Here is a 17,144-nt window from a genome sequence, read left to right as displayed (position 1 = left end):
TTCTCCGGGGCTTTTCTTTGTGCGGCCTCTCTGCAACAGTGCATGTGAACCGGGCGGAATTACACCGCCTCAGGGGATGTAAATTTCTTTTACATCCCCATATCCGGATCAGTTATTTCAGGGGAAGGAAGGGATGCTATGAGTGTTTCCCAATTTGAGAAGATGGTGGCCGAAAGCCAGGACACGGTACGGGAGTCGCAGGCCAAGATCGGGGCGCTGACCTCGCGTATCGAGGCCGCGCGCAACAAGATCGAGGCTGGCGAGGATGCCAGCATCGACATTGAAAACGCGACTCTGGAGGATGTTCACGCCCATACCGAAGTGATGAATGCCAATATCGCCGAGCTGATTATGGGGCTGGACGATGTGACCGCGGCCTTCTCCAAGGATTTTGACGAGATGCGGGGCAAGACCGGCTGGGAGAGCTTTGTCGGCTTGTTCAGCAAGGGAAAATCGGAATCGATACGCCAGGAGCGGATGCGTACCGCCAACATCGACGACAAGCTGCAGGACCTGATTGCCAAGTCGGACGTGATCGTGAAGCTGCTGCAGGGGCAGCTGGCCACCCTGGAAGAGCAGCGGGAGAAGGTGCAGGCGAACCTGACCGCCACTCTCGACGACCGCGAATTCACGGTGCAGGAACTGGAGGCCGTGCGCGCCGGGATCGTCGGCTTGGATCCGCAGATCATCGAACTGGAGAACAAGATCTCGGTCGAGCAGGACGCCGCCGCGCGCACCAAACTGGAGACCGAGCTGGCGGAGCTGAATGCCAAATACAACGCGATGGTGCAGGAGGAGCAGGTGAAGCTCGCCAAATCCCAGACGCTGGAGCGCTATATCGAGAAGGGCAAGACCTGGGTCGACAGCCTGCAGAACCAGGCGGCGACGCAGATGGTGCTGATCAACAAGCTGCAGACGGACACTCAGCAGCGGGTGGTGCTGTATGATGCGCTGACCAAATCGCTGAAGACCGCGCAGCAGCAGGATGTGGCGCATCGGATCAACGAGATCGGCGTGCAGACAGACAAGGAAGCCCAGACCGCGATGGCGGCTATCGGCACCGCCACCAACCAGAAGATGGCCGACATGCTGGAAAGCCATGAGGGCAACATGGTGTTTGCCCGCGACGTGCTGGAAAAGAAGGCCAAGGCCGATGAACGCTTTGCCCGCCGGTTTGCGGCGATTGTCGAGAAGCACGACAAGAACCTGTATGGGGGGTGAGATTGCCGGCTGCTGCTAAGCGAGCGTTTTGACTGGGTGCCGGACTGCTGGTTTGGCCAGTTGTCGCGGCTTTCCTTTCTGGAATTCTTTTTTCGCAGGGCAGTACCGGAACCTTTGTCGCTCGGATGGCTTACTACGGTGCCCAGTCAATCGGAACGGTTAGCATGATTGCACGTGCTCTGATTATTCTTTTGGGGGCTAATAGGCTGTATCAGGCTGCGAAGCAGTAGAAATGGACTGAAATGAGATCCTTTAACTACAGAGGGCAGCTCTCGGCCGCGGGTGGACGCGAAGCGCCTGCCGTTATGCCGGAGGCAAACCTTAGGATTGACTGGGGCGGCCGGGCGCTGTCCGCGCCGCAAGCGGCACGTCCGGAACGGGAGGGTTTTTGTTCATGACCGATCCTTCCCACGACCACGCGGGCCTCAGCGACACCTTCGCCTCGCGCCGGTACTTCAAGAAGTTCGAGACCATCATCCGGCATCTGACCCGGGTGGCGGCGGCGATGCAGGCGGAGGGGCGGCTCAGCAAATCCGATGTGAAGGTGCTGACCGGCTACCTGATGCGGCTGAACTTCACCTTCCGGGCGCTGAGCATGAAGTACCTGATGGCGGGGCGCGATACCGGGCGGTTTTTCGGCAGCCTGGCGATGGACAAGCGCGACAGCGGCTTTCCGGTGGCGGCTGAGCTGATGACCATGGCCAATGACGCCCAGCAGGCGGAACGGCATCTGGCCAATATGGCCAGTGAAGATGTGCTGAAGGACGACATGGTGCGCACCATCATCTCGGACCGGACGGTGCCGTCAAAACTGCAATTCGCTCTGTCGCAGCGGCTGTATTATCAGGAGCTGCTGAAGGGGCAGCTGTTCTGGACGCAGAACGACCCGGAATGCGAATGGCTGGAAAACATCGGCGAGCGGCGCCGCCGTTTCCTGCTGCATTGGGCGGCCTATGACAGCCAGGTGAACCTGCCGGTGATCTACCTGATGGAGCTGGAGGACAGCGGCAAGGTGGCGCTGCCCAAAGACGAACGCCGCTGGCCCGAGGTGCAGGCGCATCTGATGGCGCAGGCCTTGGCGGGGTTGAAGCTGGTGACCATCGCCAAGGGGTTTGACGGGGATTTCGACGGCCTTCACCCCAAGCATCTGCGCCGCTTTCATGTGGGGCCGATGTATTCCTCGGCTTATACCGAGCAGTCCGGGCCCTTGCATCGGGTGCTGGAGGAGGCCGGGGCGCCAGAGGGCCAGGATTGGGCGCTGGCCTGGACGCTGGAGGAGCTGGAAAGCGAAGAGGTGCGCGAGGAACGGTCGGGCTGGTTCGGCACCGTGGAGCGGGAGATCTTCGCGCTCGATCCCTTTGGCGGCCGCGGCGCCGATACCGGGGCGACCCGCACCCAGCGGGCCATCATTCTGCCGCAGCGCCCGTTTCAGGTGCTGGCAGAGCTGGATCCGCCGGGGTTCGGCGATGTGCAGAAATTTGTGGTGAGCGAGGCGGGGCAGGTACTGCGGTATTGAGGCCGGCGCGTGTTGTGAGTGCGGGAGCCTCCGGCGGGAGTATTTTTTGAAAGATGAAGAGCGGGCCGGGTTTTAGGGCGCGCGGCACGGATTGAGAGGGTGAAATGAGCATTTCAGGCAATCAGATGGAGCTGCGGGAAGTGGATATCCGCAAGCACTACGCCGCCGCGGCCGCGCTGCTGGAGGGGTTTGACCACACGCCGCGGATGGCCAAGCCGCAGGCCGAGGCGAAGGCGACGGAGCGGTCCTCAGGCATCGGCACGCGGCGGCGGTTCCGGTCTACCACGCCGGGACTGGTGACGCGCTCCACCGCGCGGCCCGAAGGGGTGCATCTGATTGCCCGGATTGAAGCGGCGGATGAGGAGGATCCGCTGACCTCGCCCTTGCAGGCGACTTTGCAGCATTGCCTGCGCCGGGCGCTGGCGATCTCGCTGGCGATGGGGGAAGCTTATGCGGATGTGTCCGGCCTGAGTGACCTGAAGCGGGCCAATCTGGCCGGGTCTTTGGATGCCGCACGCAAAGGGGAGTTCACCGAGCTGCTGGCCGCAGAGGCGCTGGTCACAGCGCATGTCTTTGCCAATGCCACGGCCTATCTGCTGGCGCCGCACGGGTCCGAGGTGCAGGCCGAGGTGGGGGAGGCGGAGGAGCTGCTGACCGACAACGCGCCGCTGGCGCTGCACGGGGCGCTGTGGGAGCTGGACCAGAAACTGGCGCTGCATGGCACCGATGACGCACATCTGATTGCGGCTGCGGCGGGTTATGCCGAGCAGTTGATGGAGAAGGCCGCCTTGCGCGCGCAGCATGCGGGCCGGCTGGAGGCGTTCACTGCCGCTGCCTGGCGGGTGGAGGCGGATGATCTGACCATCAGCGGCTTTGACGCCGCGGCCAAGGCGAAATCCACGACCCTTACCATGGCGTTCAAGAAGCCGCATGAGGTGGTCGGCAACCATATCGCCAAGTACCAGGCGCTGCGGCTGTCCAAGATGCTGATGGCCTATGATTTTGAGCGCCGTCTGAACCCGTTTGCCGAAATGGGCGGCTTCATCTTCACCTTCATGGGGGACGGCAAGCCAGGAACGGGCAAGACGACGCTGATCCAGATGATGGCGGGGCTGATCCACGATTATTGCCAGAACGCAGGCTATGCCTTCCGCTACCAGAATTTCGGCATCGACAATATCGACAGCTATCAGGGCAAGTCGGGCCAGAATGCCAAGTCGTTCATCCAGAACGTGATTGATCCGGGCGTCATCGGCTTTGGCACCATCGATGACATCGACCAGATCGCGGGCAAGCGCGGCGACCGGCAATCCTCGGCGGGCCAGCAGGAGGTGACGGCGGTGTTCATGGAGGCCTTCGCCGGTGCGAATACCGTGGTCAGGGGCAACTGCACCTTTGGCATGTTCTCCAACTACCCGGAGAATGTGGACGACGCGCTGCGCCAGCGGGCGGGCGCGCGGTTCCTGGTGGACGGGCCGCAGACGCGGGAGGATTACATCGACATCCTGACCCTGCTGATGGGCAAGAACCATGCGATCCCGCTGGGTGAGCATGACCTCTACGGCGCGCAGGAGATCAAACAGGCCGTCGCGCGCTCGTTCGAGGCTTATAATCGCCCTCAGGAGCCGGGGCTGGTAGAGGTCTTTGGCCGGGTGCAGGATCAGCTCGGGGAGCTGGATGATCTGGCCAAGTTGGGCACCTACCTGAAGGCGATCCAGCGGGCGGACGAGCGGTTTACGGGCCGTGCCATCAAGAACATCACCGACGCGGTCAAGGTCCGCGCGATGGATTTCGAGCTGCCGGATGAATGGATGGAGAACCCGGAGCTGTTCCTGTTCAAGGACTACGAGACCAAATCGGCGATGATTGCGGAGCTGCGGGTGCCGATCACGGTCGATATGGTGATCCAGGAGATCAACCGCTACGCCGACTCTGAGTTCCGCTATGCCGACAAGTCGGATGAGGTGGCGATTGAGAACATGGTGCGAGACTTTGGCCGCCAGGAAGAGGCCAAGCGGCGGTATCTGGAGGGGCAGGGGTGAGCAGGAAGAAGTTTGTCCAAGCTCTCGGAGCGACGTGCGACAATTGGAACTGGAGCTGGTCTTTTGTGAACCACGAAGAGCGGTTTGTGATTATCGGAGCCTGGCAGCACTTTGACAAAGATGGAGTGCAGCGTGTGTTTTCTGAGAGCTGGTCTATACCGCAACCGGGGAAAAAAAGGGCGGCCGGATATGCGCAAACACTCCGTCATTTGGAACTGGTTCTAGAAGAAAACTATAGGTTGTTGACGTTTCGTCAGATCGCGGTCCCAGGTACCGAAAAAGACACTCCCAAAATTCTTCGTTGTGAAGAGCCGTCTGAAGAAAGGAAACTGATTCAGGAAGGCAGTGAATATTATGCCTTGGTCCGGGAAGTTACGGCACCAGATGCGGCAAAGAATCTAGCAAACACGCAGTTTCTCGAGGGGGCTCGACTGGATGTTCTGCAGACGAAATATGAGCGTAACGCTCAGGCTAGAGCCGCATGTTTGGCAAAGTACGGATACGTTTGCTCAGTCTGTAATTTTGATTTTCAGGCAACTTTTGGTGAAATTGGGAGGGAGTTTATCCATGTGCATCACTTGGTACCAGTGTCAGCTCGCAAAAAGACTTACGAAATTAACCCTGTAACGGACCTCAGGCCCGTTTGCCCTAATTGTCATGCGATGCTGCATAAAAGGCAGCCACCCTTCCAAATTGAAGAATTGAAGAAGCTGATTAGAGAAAATGCGTGACCTTATAAGGCGGTATTCCCCGGTGAAGCCGCGATGCGGAAAGGAGAGACACATGAAACGCCTCATCCAGCATGGCCTGATGTTCGGCAATCTCTTCCATGTGGCCTCGCCCGCGCTGGTGGAGCGGTACAATCGCGCGCTGACGCATTTGACCGGCAAGACCACGAGCCTCACGGACTTCCACGTTGATATCTCCGGCTTTTCGCCTGAAATCGGGGATGAGCTGGGGGATGATCACTATCTGAACCATGCTGGGGTGAACCGGCAGTTCATTCTGCTCAGCACCGAGCAGAAGCGCTGCCCGTTGCTTCACGTGAAATTCTCCACCAGCCGGGACATTCTGCGCCGGTTTATCGAGGTCAACGAACGCCAGCTGTTTGCGCTGACCGCGACCGATGCAGTCGCCGGTGAACTGGTGAACTCGGTGTACGAGGTCTCCAGCCCCGCCAAGCTGTTCGACATCCGGCGGGTTCGGATCGAGGCCGACACCACCCGCGGCACGCTGCGCCATGCGGACCGTCTGGCGGAGCTGGTGGAGCGGTTCAAGACGGGCGAGGATGCCTGGTTTGATGATGATCTGATCGGGGAGATGATCGCGACCGCCGAAAAGACCGGCGATGTGACCCGCAATCCGGTGCATCTGGAGCATGAGGTGTTTGAGCAGTCCAATTTTTGGACCGCGCATTTCGGCGGGCTCTATGTGTTTCAGGGCGTGGAGCATCCGGCGGTGATTGCCAGCGGCGGCAAGCCGGAAGGCGTGCCGCTAAACCACGTGTTCGGGCTGGATGAGCGTAATGCGATTGCCAAGTTTCTGGAGCTGAACCGCCTGGCAGAGCCGGTGATCCGGGCGCGCGGCGTCGATGGTGCGGCGATCCTGCGGCAGAAGATGGGGTTTCTGGCGGTGAGCGTGCTGACGGGCAAGGGCAGGGATCTGTCGGGCCTGTCGCGCGCGGACCTGCGGCGGATGGCGGCGCGGCATGCGGAGGAACTGCCGGCGGAGTTCGAGGGGCTGGCGGCGCTGGTGCGCTGGGCGGAGGGCGGCGGCAAGTGGCCGAAGATCACCTCGGACCATCCGGCCTATTTCTATTCCCTGCGGGCATCGGATACGCCCTGCCGCGATCTCGTGAACATGCTGCTGGCGGAGCTGTGCCCGCATGATTTCCGCCAGATGTTCATCTGCCACAAGGAGCTGTTTTACCATCAGTACCGGGGCTGGCCGGAGACGAAAAAGGCCTATGCAGCGGAGTTCCTGGCGCGGGAGTACGCGGTGGACAAGGCCGGAGCGCGCGCCGCACTGTTCGGGCATGAGCCGGATATGGACGGGCACACACCTGCGCTGCCGCGGGTGCGGCGCAAAGGGATGGTCGAGCGGGTCGGCCCCTGGGGCGCGGTGAACCGGGTGAGGGGGCGATAGAGATGTTCGGGTTTATCCGCCTGATCCTGATCCTGCTGGCGGGGCTGACCGTGGCTTACGGCGCGGTCTCGCTTTATTCGCGCGAAGTGCGGCGGGCGAAGCTCAAGCTCCGCTGGAAAGAGAAGGGGTTGACCGGCGACCGCAGCGCCTTCATCCAGCGGGGGCTGAAACAATATGACCGCTCGTTCCGGCGCAAGCTGATCCTGCTGGTTTATATCATTCCGCTAGGGGCGATCGCGCTTCTGGTCTATGTCATCAACTTCATGTGAGGTGCAGCAGATGCGTTTCATCAAATGGGCTTTTCTGATCACCATCTGGGTGCTGTTCGGCGCCTTTCTGCATTACACGCTGCCGCAGTACGATGTGGTGCGCATCGTCAACACCTATGAGGAGCGGCAGGAGCTGAACGACTGGACCAAACTCTTCTGGTCCAAGCCGGACGGCCAGTCCGCCGAGTTGATCAACCGCGATGTGCAGTTCATCCAGGCGGTGCGCCCCAACGGCCGCAACATGGTCTACCGAAATGAGGATACCGGCTGGAACTGGCCGCCCTATTTCAAGTTCGACACCGCGAACCTGTATACCGATGCCAATGACAGCATCTCGACCAAGGCGAACCCGGAATGGGTGGCGGTGATGCATTACGGCTGGCGCAACGAGTTCCTGTCGGTTTTTCCCAACGCCGTGACGATTAACCCGGTGGCGGGGCCGGAGGACAAGCCGGCCAACTGGTTCTCGATCATTGTGCTGGTGCTGCTGGCGGCGCTGTTCTGGGCCATCTATGTGCGCTGGCGCCGCTTCCGCCAAGCCCGCATAGACCCGATGCTGGAGGAGGTCGAGGACAGCCTATATGCGGCGGGCGATGCAATCGCCGAGCGCAAGGGGCGGTTCCGGCGCTGGCTGGACAGCTGGAAATCGAAGTAAGACAGGGCCGCGGAAACGCGGCCTTTTTCAGGTGCGGCGGAGCCTGGCGGAGAGCGCTGTGCAGATTCGCCGGAAACGGCCTGAATCAGCTGCTGACAGGTAGGGTTTTTGCCGCTTTTTGCATGCAGAGCGCATTTTGCGGCATTGGGCAGGTTCGTCTGGTGGCCGGTAATGAACCTGCATGTCTCATTCTGGTTTCGCCGGGTCGGTTTTGTTTCCCATGGCGGGAAATTTTTAGGGCAATACCGCGGATAGCAAGGTGCCGTCCTTCGGGGCGGAGAATTGGGAAGCTGGTGAAACCCCGGCACTGCCCCCGCAACGGTGACCCCGGGCAAGGCATGGCAATGACCACTGAGGCAGGTGCCTCGGGAAGGTGCCAGGCCCCGCCGCCTAAAGGCCCCGGGACAGTCCGGAAACCAGCCTTGCCCTGAAAAACGTCAACCGCGGGCGGCGGCGGGGCGGTTGCGGGCGCGTGGCCTGCAATCTCTCTTCACCTGTCCGCACCCAGCCAACCCGCCGCGGGGTTGCGGCAAAGGAGAGAAGCAGATGCTTCACGATAGCGAGATTCTGGCCAAGCTGATGGCCCGGCAGAAAAACTACTCTCTGGAACAGGCGTTCTATACCGATCCAGGCGTTCTGGATCTGGACTTGCGGCAGATCTTCTACCGCGAGTGGCTGTTTGCCATTCCCGCCTGCGAAGTGCCGAAGCCGGGCAACTATGTGACCCATCAGGTGGGGGCTTATAACGTCATCATCGTGCGCGGCACCGATGGCGAAGTGCGTGCCTTCCACAATGCCTGCCGCCATCGCGGTTCGGTTGTGTGCAAGGCCAAGAAGGGCAATTCGCCCAAGCTGGTCTGCCCCTACCACCAGTGGACCTACGAGCTGGACGGCTCGCTGTTGTGGGCGCGCGACATGGGGCCGGATTTCGATGCCTCCAAACATGGGCTGAAGCCGGTGCATTGCCGGGATCTGGCCGGTCTGATCTATATCTGCCTGGCCGATGAGGCGCCGGATTTCGATGCGTTCGCCGAGGCCGCCCGCCCCTACCTGGAGCCGCATGATCTGGGCAATGCCAAGATTGCCTATGAAAGCTCGATCATCGAGAACGGCAACTGGAAGCTGGTCTGGGAGAACAACCGCGAGTGCTATCACTGCGGCGGCAACCACCCGTCACTGTGCCGGACCTTCCCGGAAGATCCTTCGGTCACCGGGGTGGAAGGCGGTGAAACCCCGCCGCACCTGCAGAAGCATTTCGACCGGATCGAAGCCGCAGGCTGCCCGGCGCAATTCCGGATGGATGCGCGCGGACAGCACCGGCTGGCGCGGATGCCGCTGAACGAGGGCGCCGAGAGCTATACCATGGACGGCAAGGCTGCGGTCGCCAAACCGCTGGGACGGGTGCCCTTTGCCGATGCCGGCACGCTGCTGAAGTTCCACTACCCAACCACCTGGAACCACTTCCTGCCGGATCATTCCCTTGTCTTCCGGGTGAACCCGATCAGTGCGACCGAGACCGAAGTGACCACCAAGTGGCTGGTGCACAAGGACGCGGTTGAGGGCCAGGACTATGACATCAAGCGCCTGACAGAAGTCTGGATGGCCACCAACGATGAGGACCGCATTGTGGTCGAGGACAACCAGCGCGGCATCAACTCGCCCGCCTACCAGCCCGGACCCTATTCCGAAGTGCAGGAAAGCGGCGTCATTCAGTTCTCCAACTGGTATGCTGAGCACCTGACCCGCGCCCTGACCGGCCGCCACCTGATCGCGGCGGAGTAAGCCCATGGGACTGCAGGCTAATTTCGAGTCGCTGGACGAAACCCTGGCGTGGAAGGACGACGAGATGCTGGAATGCGTCTCTGTTGTGCCGGAAGCGCCGAACACCGCCACCTTCAGCTTCCGCGCGCCTTCCGGCGCGTGGTTCAAATACCAGCCGGGCCAGTTCCTGACGCTGGAACTGCCGGTGCCGGGCGGGACCGTCTGGCGCACCTACACGATCAGTTCCTCGCCGTCGCGGCCGCTGTCGATCTCGGTGACGGTGAAGGCGCAAGCGGACAGCATCGGCACCCGTTGGATGCTGGACAACCTGCGCCCCGGCAGGATGCTGAAAGCCTCGGGGCCAGCGGGGCTGTTCACCCTGCCCAAGCGCCCGAACGGCAAGTTCCTGTTCATCTCCGCAGGCTCCGGCATCACGCCAAGCCTGTCGATGACCCAGTATCTGTTCGACCGCGGCCAGTCGCCCGACATCAGCTTTATCAACTGCGCCAAGCGCCCGAGCGAGATCATCGCGCGGCGCCAGCTGGAAGGCATGGCGGCACGGGTGCCCGGCCTCAAGCTGAACTTTGTGGTGGAAGAGGACGATCCCTATCAGGTCTGGACCGGCTACCGCGGACAGCTGAACCAGATCATGCTGGGCCTGATTGCCGGCGATTATCTGGAGCGCGAAGTCTACTGCTGCGGGCCGGATCCGTTCATGCAGGCGGTGCGCGACATGCTCAACGGCCTGGGCTTCGACATGGAGAACTACAACCAGGAAAGCTTTGGTGCCCCGGTTGAGACTGCGGCCGATGCGCCCGAGATCGACGACGTGGTGCCGGAAGAGACCGCAGCGGCAGAGATCAGCTTTGCGGCCTCCGGTGTTATGGCGGCCTGCACCGAAACAGATACGGTGCTGGCGGTGGCCAAGGCTTCGGGGCTCAACATCCCGTCGGGCTGCACCTTTGGCATCTGCGGCACCTGCAAGGTCAAGAAGACCGCGGGCGAAGTGCATATGGTGCACAACGGCGGCATCTCGGAGGAAGACGTGGAGGCAGGTTACATCCTGGCCTGCTGCTCCAACCCGATTGGCCGGGTCGAGGTCGATATCTAAAGAACAAGGGCGCGCGCCGGGACTGGCGCGCGCCCTTTTGCCTGTTCGGCCCGATCAGGCTTCCATGGCCAGCTTGTGCACATGGGCTTCGTTGATGGGATGGCCTTTAGCGCCGAGGATACCGGGACGGACGTGGCGGTAGAGCAAGCGCCAAAAGGGCTGGATCACGGTGCCGTCGTCGCGCATGAACTGTGTGAAGGGTCTCGGACTGCATCTCATGGCCCGCAACTTCGATCGCCAAGCCGCCGTGGTTCAGGTCCGCGCTGCGGTGCTGAATCGTTTCACCGCTTCCGGCATACCAATCGCAAAGGCTGTAGGATTACCGTGTCCGGGGAAAGGGGGAATGCGGCTCCCTTCAGATTTGCGCTACAACGCCTTCGACTGGATCGCCGAACACCTGGCGGATTTTGCGGGGATGCAGAGCGGTTTAGCCGGCTGAGCGGGGCTTCCCGTGCCAAAGCTGGGGATAAAGTGATTGACGGCGCGCCTGTGACTTGATCCAAGGCCGCCATGCCGCAAACTTCCTTTTGACACAGGACGACCAAACCATGACATCCAGCAACCGGATTGCCCTTTCCAGCGACCATGCCGCCATTGAGCTGCGTAAAGCTGTCGCTGCACATATCGAGGCGCAGGGCTGGGAGGTGGCCGACATCGGGCCGCAGACACCGGAAAGCACGCATTATCCTGAGCACGGCGCAGCCGCGGCGCGGCTTGTCGCCTCTGGCGAGTGCCTGCTGGGTATTGTTCTGTGCGGCACCGGCCAGGGAATTATGATGGCCGCGAACAAGGTCAAAGGCATCCGTTGCGGTGTCTGCGCCGATACGTTTTCGGCCGGCATGATCCGCGCCCATAACGACGCCAACATGCTGTCCATCGGCGCGCGTGTCGTGGGTGAAGGCCTGGCGCTGGACATTGTGGATGCATTCCTGAACGCGAGCTTTGAGGGCGGCCGCCATGCAACACGGGTGGACATGATCAAAGCGCTGGAAGACTGACGCTAACCCCCGATGTCAGGGCGGCGGCGAAGACCTGCTGCCGCCTGCCGCTGCGCGGGTCCGGTGCATCTCCGGCCTGTCCCGCACTTTGGGCCTTTCTGCGTGCCCGCCCGCCGGGGTGCTGCTCGGCTCAATCTGCAAACAGGTAGCGGGCACCGGCAATCTGCATGGCTTTCTCCTCGGTCAGACCCAGGAAGCGGCGGAGCTGGTCTGCGTTCTCCTCCGGGCTGTTGGTTTCCCGTATCTGGAACAGCTGGCTGAACCCGGCATCGCGGATGCGGTCGATTTCATACAGGATGTCGTTGCGGATTGTCGGCAGCAGACGCTCGAGGGTCAATTGCGGTGTGCGTTCACCCGCCAGCCCGACCCGCTGCGCGTGGCCGGTCAGATAATCATCGCTGAACTCGCATTCGATCTGCAGGAAACGGGTCGAGGAACGGTCGGAATGGAAATCATTCATCAGATCGACGGCGCCGGGATCCAGGCAGATGAGCAGCTGATCGGACTCGTAGTATTCGAACAGCATCCGCATCAGCGCACGACGGTGGCGGGTGCGCTTCATCAGCGCAGCCTGGATGCCGCCGAGATCGGGCAGCGGTGTGTCTTCTTCGTTGAACAGATATTCGATGGCCGGGATATTGGTCACCTGGCGGATCTGCTCCAGCAGCCGCTTGGCCACGTGCCATTTCTTGCAGATCACGATCAGCAGCTCGCGCTCACGCCCCAGCGAGCTTTCAGTCTCCCAGAACCGCGGTGCGAACCGGCGTCCGATCCGGCCCCGCTGGGACAGGAATTTGTACAGGCTGCGCCCCTCGTTAGAGATTTGGAAGTCGACGCCCTGCGCTGCATAAAGCCGCCCAAGCCGCGACTTCAGCTCTGTGGCTTCCGGGCTGATCTTGCGGGCGAACAAAAAGTTCTGGCTTAGCAGCAGGTCGTAATGGTCATTGTGGAAATTCACTGGCATCCCGTAATCGGTGAACATCAGGAAGGTAAGGGTGCGGGGCTCGATCTCGCCTTCCGGGATCAGGTGGCGCACCAGAGTCTGAAAGAAGGTTTCATCCGGGATCCAGGTGGTGCGGAAGAACCGCATCACATCGCGGCGTTTGCGGGTGAAATCCAGGATCCACTCCACCGTGCGGCGGCGCAGGCACCACCACTGGCTGCCGATCTGAACCTGGATATCTGCCGGCACCTCGCGCTGCAGTCCCAGGTGTTTCTGCAGCCGATGGCTCCAGTCGAACAACTGCTTGTGCTTACGCTCGTTGAAGAAGTGCCGGTAGATCAACCGGTCCTCCTTCATGCCGGTCTTGATCCAGTCGCTGTCAAAGAAATCGAAGCTTTCGATGAAATCCTTGTCATGCTGGTCGAGGAAGCGGTGGGCGTATTCTGCCGTTTTCACCGCCATGCAATCGCCCGACAGCATGTAGAAATGAGTGGCGCGGGGAAACTCCTCCACCGCGCTGCGCAGCGCGTGCAGCGTCGCCTCGACCAGCGACCATTCCCCCCAGCCGCATTTGATCCGCTTTCTGGCAAAGGTCACATTGGGATTGTCCGCCAGCTCAGCCCGGATCGACTGGTAGTCTTCCGGCGCCGCCCGCCCGTCAAAGTGGATCGCCATGTAATCGCCGGCCGCAGTCAGCCGCTCAGCCTGCTGGATGATCGACCCGGGGTCCTTATGGCAGAGCAGAATATATGCGATTTTTGCCATGATGCGGACGGATTGCCTTGTTTTGCCTGATTGTTTCCCTTGATAAGCGGGCTTAAGGCACGAATAAACCAGATAGTTCCCGTTTCGGTAAACATATGCGAATACTGCCGGGACCAAGGCAAGAATTAATAAGAGGGCAGCGGATGGGGTTCCCCGGCACCTGGATGACGGAAAGTGAAAGTGTGGTCTACCGGGTGGTGCCGAAATGCGCCTGCTCGACAATCGGGCAGATCCTTTATTACTCCGATCACGGGGCGTTCTTTGACGGCGATATCCACGACGCCAAAGAGGGCCTGCACAAATGGGCGCTGGAACACAGCCAGGGGCCGATCACCCGCAATGTGCAGGGACACCGGTCCTACGCCTTCACCTGTGTGCGGAACCCCTATGCCCGCGTCCTCAGCTCGTTCTTTGACAAGATCTGCGGCATCCAGCGCAACGGGCGCCGCTACCGCGGCAATCTGGTGCCCAAGCTGGCCTATGAATACGGGGTTGAGGTCGGCGGCGAAGACGGTAAGCAGGACTTCGACCAGATCGCCAGCTTCCGCCGGTTTCTGCTGTTCGTGCGCGACACCATCCGCTGGCGCCGCCCGATGGACCCGGACATTCACTGGTCGGCGATGTCGGGGCATGTGTCCACCTTCATCCTGAACGGCGGACGCTACAACCGGATCTTCTGGACCGAAGATTTCAACGCCGGCATGCAGGGAGTGCTGGATGGCATCGAAACGCCGCATGCCGTGGACCTGAACGCGATCCCGCGCTTCAACGAAAGCGAAGGCCACGGCCCCAAACGCGCGCATCCGGTTGAGGATTATTTCGACGATTTGTCGATGCATCTGGTCTACGAGATCTACAAACGCGATTTTGAACTGTTCAAGTACGACGTCCAGAACCCGGCCAACAAGATGCCGGTCGGGGAGATCGACCTCGACGAGGTGCACGCCAAACTGGGCGAGTAGGTGTGGTGCAGGAAGCCGAGGGGTACTATCCCGTTTCCAGCCATACCAAATGGATGGAACTCAGGGACTTGGTCTTGACGCTGGACACCGCTGACAGGCCTGATTTCCGGTCTCGTTGCATAGTCAACGGATACGCAGGCGGCTGGGACCGCGAATGGTACTACCATTTTTCCGACGGCGGCTTTTCGGATTTGGAATGGGTGGAATTGCGTGGCAGCTGTTTGGCTGATGCCGTCTTTCAAAGACGGCTCGAGCAGATTGGATTGGCTGGGCAAGCCGAGGGTAATGCAGTGCGTATCTTTGGCTTTGTGAAATGCGGCACCCCCGTGGAAAAACTGTCCTTCCCCAAATCATTTTGAGTGTTGAAAGATGCGTGGCTCCCGCGCCTTCGCGCAGCATCAAAGATGCAGCTTAAAGCCTTGGGCCGGGCGCCGCTGGCGCGGCGCGGGCGGGTGCCTCATCTGGCAGAGCAGCTTCTCCTTTGCCGAAATACTCCCGCCGGAGGCACGCCGTGCGCCAGCACGGCGCCACGCCCAACGCCGCGCTGGCGTCAGCCAGCGGGTCTAAGAGGGGGCGGGAGGCCTTTGCTTATGCAGAATTCGCCAAGAAGCGGTTCAGATACATGTCTGCCGCTGAACGCGCCTTTTTCGTTTTATGGCTCCTGAAACCACGCCAAGGGCAAGCCGCTGCGCCGCCGCGCGCGGCGCGGCCCTTGACCCGGTTTCAGGCGCGGCAGGTCAAAAGAAAACCCGCCGCGTGAGGGCGGCGGGTTTTTAAAACCACTCAGGCGGCATTGCTTCAGTCTTCGCCGGGCAGTGCACGCACTGCACCTTTTGCAGCTGAAGTTGCCAGCAGGCCATAGGCCCTCAGCGCTTTGGACACCTTGCGCTTGCGCGGCGCGGCCGGTTTCCAGCCAGCTGCATCCTGCGCCTCACGCCGCGCCGCCAGTTCCTCGTCCGCTACTGCCAAATGGATCGAGCGGTTTGGAATATCGATCTCGATGGTGTCGCCCTGGCGCACCAGGCCGATGGTGCCGCCTTCGGCTGCTTCGGGCGAGACATGGCCGATCGACAGCCCCGAGGTGCCGCCAGAGAACCGCCCGTCCGTCAGCAGCGCGCAGGCTTTGCCCAGGCCTTTCGACTTCAGGTAGGACGTCGGGTAGAGCATTTCCTGCATGCCCGGACCGCCGCGCGGGCCCTCATAGCGGATCACCACCACATCGCCTTCTTTGACCTTGCCGGTCAGGATGTCGTTGACCGCCGCATCCTGGCTTTCGCAGACATAGGCTGAGCCGGTGAAGGTCAGATTGCTTGCGTCGACACCGGCGGTCTTCACAATGCAGCCGTCCAGCGCAATGTTGCCGAACAGTACCGCAAGGCCGCCGTCCTGGCTGAAGGCGTGCTCCTTGGAGCGGATCACACCGTTTTCACGGTCGTCGTCCAGCTCTTTGTAGCGGTTGGACTGGGAGAACGCCTGCGTCGTGCGCACGCCCCCGGGGGCTGCCTTGTACAGTTCCTCGGCCTCGGGGTTGTTGGCAACCTTGATGTCCCATTTGGCAATCGCCTCGCCCATGGTCGCGGTATGCACGGTGCTGCAGTCGTTATGCAGCAGGCCCGCGCGGCTCAACTCGCCGAGGATCGAGAAGATGCCGCCGGCCCGGTGCACGTCTTCCATATGCACATTGGCAGTGTTCGGCGCGACCTTGCACAGGCAGGGCACCTTGCGGCTGAGCTGGTCCATGTGGGACATGTTGAAGTCGACTTCGCCTTCGTTGGCGATCGCCAGCAGATGCAGCACGGTGTTGGTGGAGCCGCCCATGGCGATATCCAGGCTCATCGCGTTTTCAAACGCCTCGAAGGTGGCGATCTCACGCGGCAGCAGGCCCTTTTCCTCGCCTACATAGTGGCGCTTGGTGATCTCGACGATCTTGCGGCCGGCTTCCAGGAACAAATGCTTGCGGTCGGCATGCGTAGCCAGGGTCGAGCCGTTGCCCGGCAGCGCCAGGCCCAGGGCCTCGGCCAGGCAGTTCATCGAGTTGGCGGTGAACATGCCCGAGCACGACCCGCAGGTCGGGCAGGCGTTCTCTTCGATGTGCTGGACCTGCTCGTCGGTGAATTTGTCATTGGCAGCGGCAACCATCGCGTCCACCAGGTCGATCTTCTTCATGTCCAGATCGGCAATGTCGATCTTGCCCGCTTCCATCGGGCCGCCGGAGACAAAGATTGCCGGAATGTTCAGGCGCATGGCGGCCATCAGCATCCCCGGAGTGATCTTGTCGCAGTTGGAAATGCAGACCATGGCATCGGCGCAATGGGCGTTGACCATGTATTCGACGCTGTCGGCGATCACCTCGCGCGACGGCAGCGAGTAGAGCATGCCGTCATGGCCCATGGCGATGCCGTCATCCACCGCGATGGTGTTGAATTCCTTGGCCACACCGCCGGCCGCCTCAACCTCGCGGGCGACCATCTGGCCCAGGTCTTTGAGGTGCACGTGGCCGGGCACGAACTGGGTGAAGGAGTTGACGATGGCGATGATCGGCTTGCCGAAATCATCATCCTTCATGCCGGTTGCGCGCCACAATCCGCGTGCGCCCGCCATGTTGCGGCCATGGGTGGAGGTTCTGGATCGGTACATTGGCATCAGGCTATATCCCTTAGTCTTTGCCCTCAGGGACACGATTTGCGCAACAAAGGCAACCTGCCGGGGGGCTGTTCGATAATTTTGGCACAGTTGGCGCCGGATTTCAGGGGTGA

The 17,144-nt window shown here is 61.2% G+C and carries 15 protein-coding genes, 1 pseudogene and 1 riboswitch; of the genes and pseudogenes, 13 read left to right on the top strand and 3 right to left on the bottom strand.

The window, feature by feature from the left end; genetic code table 11:
• The first annotated feature begins 138 nt into the window (after nucleotides 1-138).
• The 9 genes from VOI29_RS04750 (at nucleotide 139) to VOI29_RS04710 (ending at nucleotide 10,720) form a co-directional block, all read left to right on the top strand.
• Complete coding sequence (locus VOI29_RS04750) at nucleotides 139-1,221, top strand: hypothetical protein (protein ID WP_323776335.1); 1,083 nt, start codon at nucleotides 139-141, stop codon at nucleotides 1,219-1,221.
• Nucleotides 1,222-1,615: 394 nt separating this feature from the next.
• Nucleotides 1,616-2,737, top strand: coding sequence for a hypothetical protein (locus VOI29_RS04745; RefSeq protein WP_323776333.1), 1,122 nt, complete (start codon nucleotides 1,616-1,618; stop codon nucleotides 2,735-2,737).
• A 104-nt stretch (nucleotides 2,738-2,841) separates the two neighbouring features.
• Complete coding sequence (locus tag VOI29_RS04740; protein WP_323776331.1) at nucleotides 2,842-4,779, top strand: ATP-binding protein; 1,938 nt, start codon at nucleotides 2,842-2,844, stop codon at nucleotides 4,777-4,779.
• Nucleotides 4,776-5,510 carry an HNH endonuclease gene (locus tag VOI29_RS04735; protein ID WP_323776329.1) on the top strand — a complete coding sequence of 245 codons (735 nt, stop codon included), beginning with the start codon at nucleotides 4,776-4,778 and terminating at the stop codon, nucleotides 5,508-5,510. Before VOI29_RS04740 ends, VOI29_RS04735 begins: the two co-directional genes overlap by 4 nt.
• Nucleotides 5,511-5,562: 52 nt before the next feature.
• On the top strand, nucleotides 5,563-6,924 hold the full coding sequence (locus VOI29_RS04730; RefSeq protein ID WP_323776327.1) for a DUF6638 family protein: 1,362 nt from the start codon (nucleotides 5,563-5,565) through the stop codon (nucleotides 6,922-6,924).
• 2 nt (nucleotides 6,925-6,926) lie between these two features.
• A complete protein-coding gene (locus VOI29_RS04725) occupies nucleotides 6,927-7,193 on the top strand; it encodes a hypothetical protein (protein WP_323776325.1) in 267 nt (88 codons plus the stop codon).
• A gap of 10 nt (nucleotides 7,194-7,203) precedes the next feature.
• Nucleotides 7,204-7,848: a DUF1523 family protein gene (locus tag VOI29_RS04720; RefSeq protein ID WP_323776323.1), complete on the top strand. Its 645-nt coding sequence runs from the start codon at nucleotides 7,204-7,206 to the stop codon at nucleotides 7,846-7,848.
• Between the two features lie 240 nt (nucleotides 7,849-8,088).
• Nucleotides 8,089-8,288, top strand: a riboswitch (cobalamin riboswitch).
• 106 nt (nucleotides 8,289-8,394) lie between these two features.
• Nucleotides 8,395-9,630, top strand: coding sequence for an aromatic ring-hydroxylating dioxygenase subunit alpha (locus tag VOI29_RS04715; RefSeq protein ID WP_323776321.1), 1,236 nt, complete (start codon nucleotides 8,395-8,397; stop codon nucleotides 9,628-9,630).
• Between the two features lie 4 nt (nucleotides 9,631-9,634).
• Nucleotides 9,635-10,720 (top strand): hybrid-cluster NAD(P)-dependent oxidoreductase, encoded by a 1,086-nt coding sequence (locus VOI29_RS04710; protein WP_323776319.1) that lies wholly within the window; start codon nucleotides 9,635-9,637, stop codon nucleotides 10,718-10,720.
• A 54-nt stretch (nucleotides 10,721-10,774) separates the two neighbouring features.
• Here the strand turns inward: VOI29_RS04710 and VOI29_RS04705 are convergent, their stop codons facing one another.
• On the bottom strand, nucleotides 10,775-10,939 hold the full coding sequence (locus VOI29_RS04705; protein ID WP_323776337.1) for a hypothetical protein: 165 nt from the start codon (nucleotides 10,937-10,939) through the stop codon (nucleotides 10,775-10,777).
• Here VOI29_RS04705 and VOI29_RS24560 point away from each other — a divergent pair.
• Together VOI29_RS24560 and rpiB are read left to right on the top strand one after the other, a co-directional pair.
• Nucleotides 10,899-11,039: pseudogene (locus tag VOI29_RS24560) on the top strand (IS5/IS1182 family transposase); the annotation flags it as partial. The gene VOI29_RS04705 and the pseudogene VOI29_RS24560 sit on opposite strands and share 41 nt — an antisense overlap.
• 229 nt (nucleotides 11,040-11,268) lie before the next feature.
• Entirely contained in the window at nucleotides 11,269-11,718 is a 450-nt protein-coding gene (gene rpiB / locus VOI29_RS04695; protein ID WP_323776317.1) for a ribose 5-phosphate isomerase B, read from the top strand.
• A gap of 130 nt (nucleotides 11,719-11,848) precedes the next feature.
• On the opposite strand, the gene VOI29_RS04690 is transcribed toward rpiB, so the two are convergent.
• Nucleotides 11,849-13,426 carry a DUF5928 domain-containing protein gene (locus VOI29_RS04690; RefSeq protein WP_323776315.1) on the bottom strand — a complete coding sequence of 526 codons (1,578 nt, stop codon included), beginning with the start codon at nucleotides 13,424-13,426 and terminating at the stop codon, nucleotides 11,849-11,851.
• Between the two features lie 143 nt (nucleotides 13,427-13,569).
• Between VOI29_RS04690 and VOI29_RS04685 the strand changes: the two genes are divergently transcribed.
• Together VOI29_RS04685 and VOI29_RS04680 are read left to right on the top strand one after the other, a co-directional pair.
• Nucleotides 13,570-14,388 (top strand): sulfotransferase family protein, encoded by an 819-nt coding sequence (locus VOI29_RS04685; RefSeq protein ID WP_323776314.1) that lies wholly within the window; start codon nucleotides 13,570-13,572, stop codon nucleotides 14,386-14,388.
• A 2-nt stretch (nucleotides 14,389-14,390) separates the two neighbouring features.
• Nucleotides 14,391-14,747 (top strand): DUF6678 family protein, encoded by a 357-nt coding sequence (locus VOI29_RS04680; RefSeq protein WP_323776312.1) that lies wholly within the window; start codon nucleotides 14,391-14,393, stop codon nucleotides 14,745-14,747.
• Between the two features lie 439 nt (nucleotides 14,748-15,186).
• Here VOI29_RS04680 and ilvD read toward each other — a convergent pair whose 3' ends face one another.
• Nucleotides 15,187-17,031 carry a dihydroxy-acid dehydratase gene (ilvD, locus tag VOI29_RS04675; protein ID WP_323776310.1) on the bottom strand — a complete coding sequence of 615 codons (1,845 nt, stop codon included), beginning with the start codon at nucleotides 17,029-17,031 and terminating at the stop codon, nucleotides 15,187-15,189.
• Nucleotides 17,032-17,144 lie beyond the last annotated feature (113 nt).

The organism is Leisingera sp. (assembly GCF_034669605.1).
Lineage (GTDB): Bacteria > Pseudomonadota > Alphaproteobacteria > Rhodobacterales > Rhodobacteraceae > Leisingera.
Note: the sequence above shows the minus strand (reverse complement) of the source record. Positions and strands in the feature narration are given on the sequence as shown.

Excerpts from the sequence above, each read along its gene's own strand:
- ilvD (WP_323776310.1), bottom strand. The coding sequence starts at position 17,031 with ATGCCAATGTACCGATCCAGAACCTCCACCCATGGCCGCAACATGGCG.
- VOI29_RS04685 (WP_323776314.1), top strand. The coding sequence starts at position 13,570 with ATGGGGTTCCCCGGCACCTGGATGACGGAAAGTGAAAGTGTGGTCTAC.
- rpiB (WP_323776317.1), top strand. The coding sequence starts at position 11,269 with ATGACATCCAGCAACCGGATTGCCCTTTCCAGCGACCATGCCGCCATT.
- VOI29_RS04710 (WP_323776319.1), top strand. The coding sequence starts at position 9,635 with ATGGGACTGCAGGCTAATTTCGAGTCGCTGGACGAAACCCTGGCGTGG.
- VOI29_RS04750 (WP_323776335.1), top strand. The coding sequence starts at position 139 with ATGAGTGTTTCCCAATTTGAGAAGATGGTGGCCGAAAGCCAGGACACG.
- VOI29_RS04720 (WP_323776323.1), top strand. The coding sequence starts at position 7,204 with ATGCGTTTCATCAAATGGGCTTTTCTGATCACCATCTGGGTGCTGTTC.
- VOI29_RS04705 (WP_323776337.1), bottom strand. The coding sequence starts at position 10,939 with ATGAGATGCAGTCCGAGACCCTTCACACAGTTCATGCGCGACGACGGC.
- VOI29_RS04725 (WP_323776325.1), top strand. The coding sequence starts at position 6,927 with ATGTTCGGGTTTATCCGCCTGATCCTGATCCTGCTGGCGGGGCTGACC.
- VOI29_RS04690 (WP_323776315.1), bottom strand. The coding sequence starts at position 13,426 with ATGGCAAAAATCGCATATATTCTGCTCTGCCATAAGGACCCCGGGTCG.
- VOI29_RS04715 (WP_323776321.1), top strand. The coding sequence starts at position 8,395 with ATGCTTCACGATAGCGAGATTCTGGCCAAGCTGATGGCCCGGCAGAAA.
- VOI29_RS04740 (WP_323776331.1), top strand. The coding sequence starts at position 2,842 with ATGAGCATTTCAGGCAATCAGATGGAGCTGCGGGAAGTGGATATCCGC.
- VOI29_RS04730 (WP_323776327.1), top strand. The coding sequence starts at position 5,563 with ATGAAACGCCTCATCCAGCATGGCCTGATGTTCGGCAATCTCTTCCAT.
- VOI29_RS04745 (WP_323776333.1), top strand. The coding sequence starts at position 1,616 with ATGACCGATCCTTCCCACGACCACGCGGGCCTCAGCGACACCTTCGCC.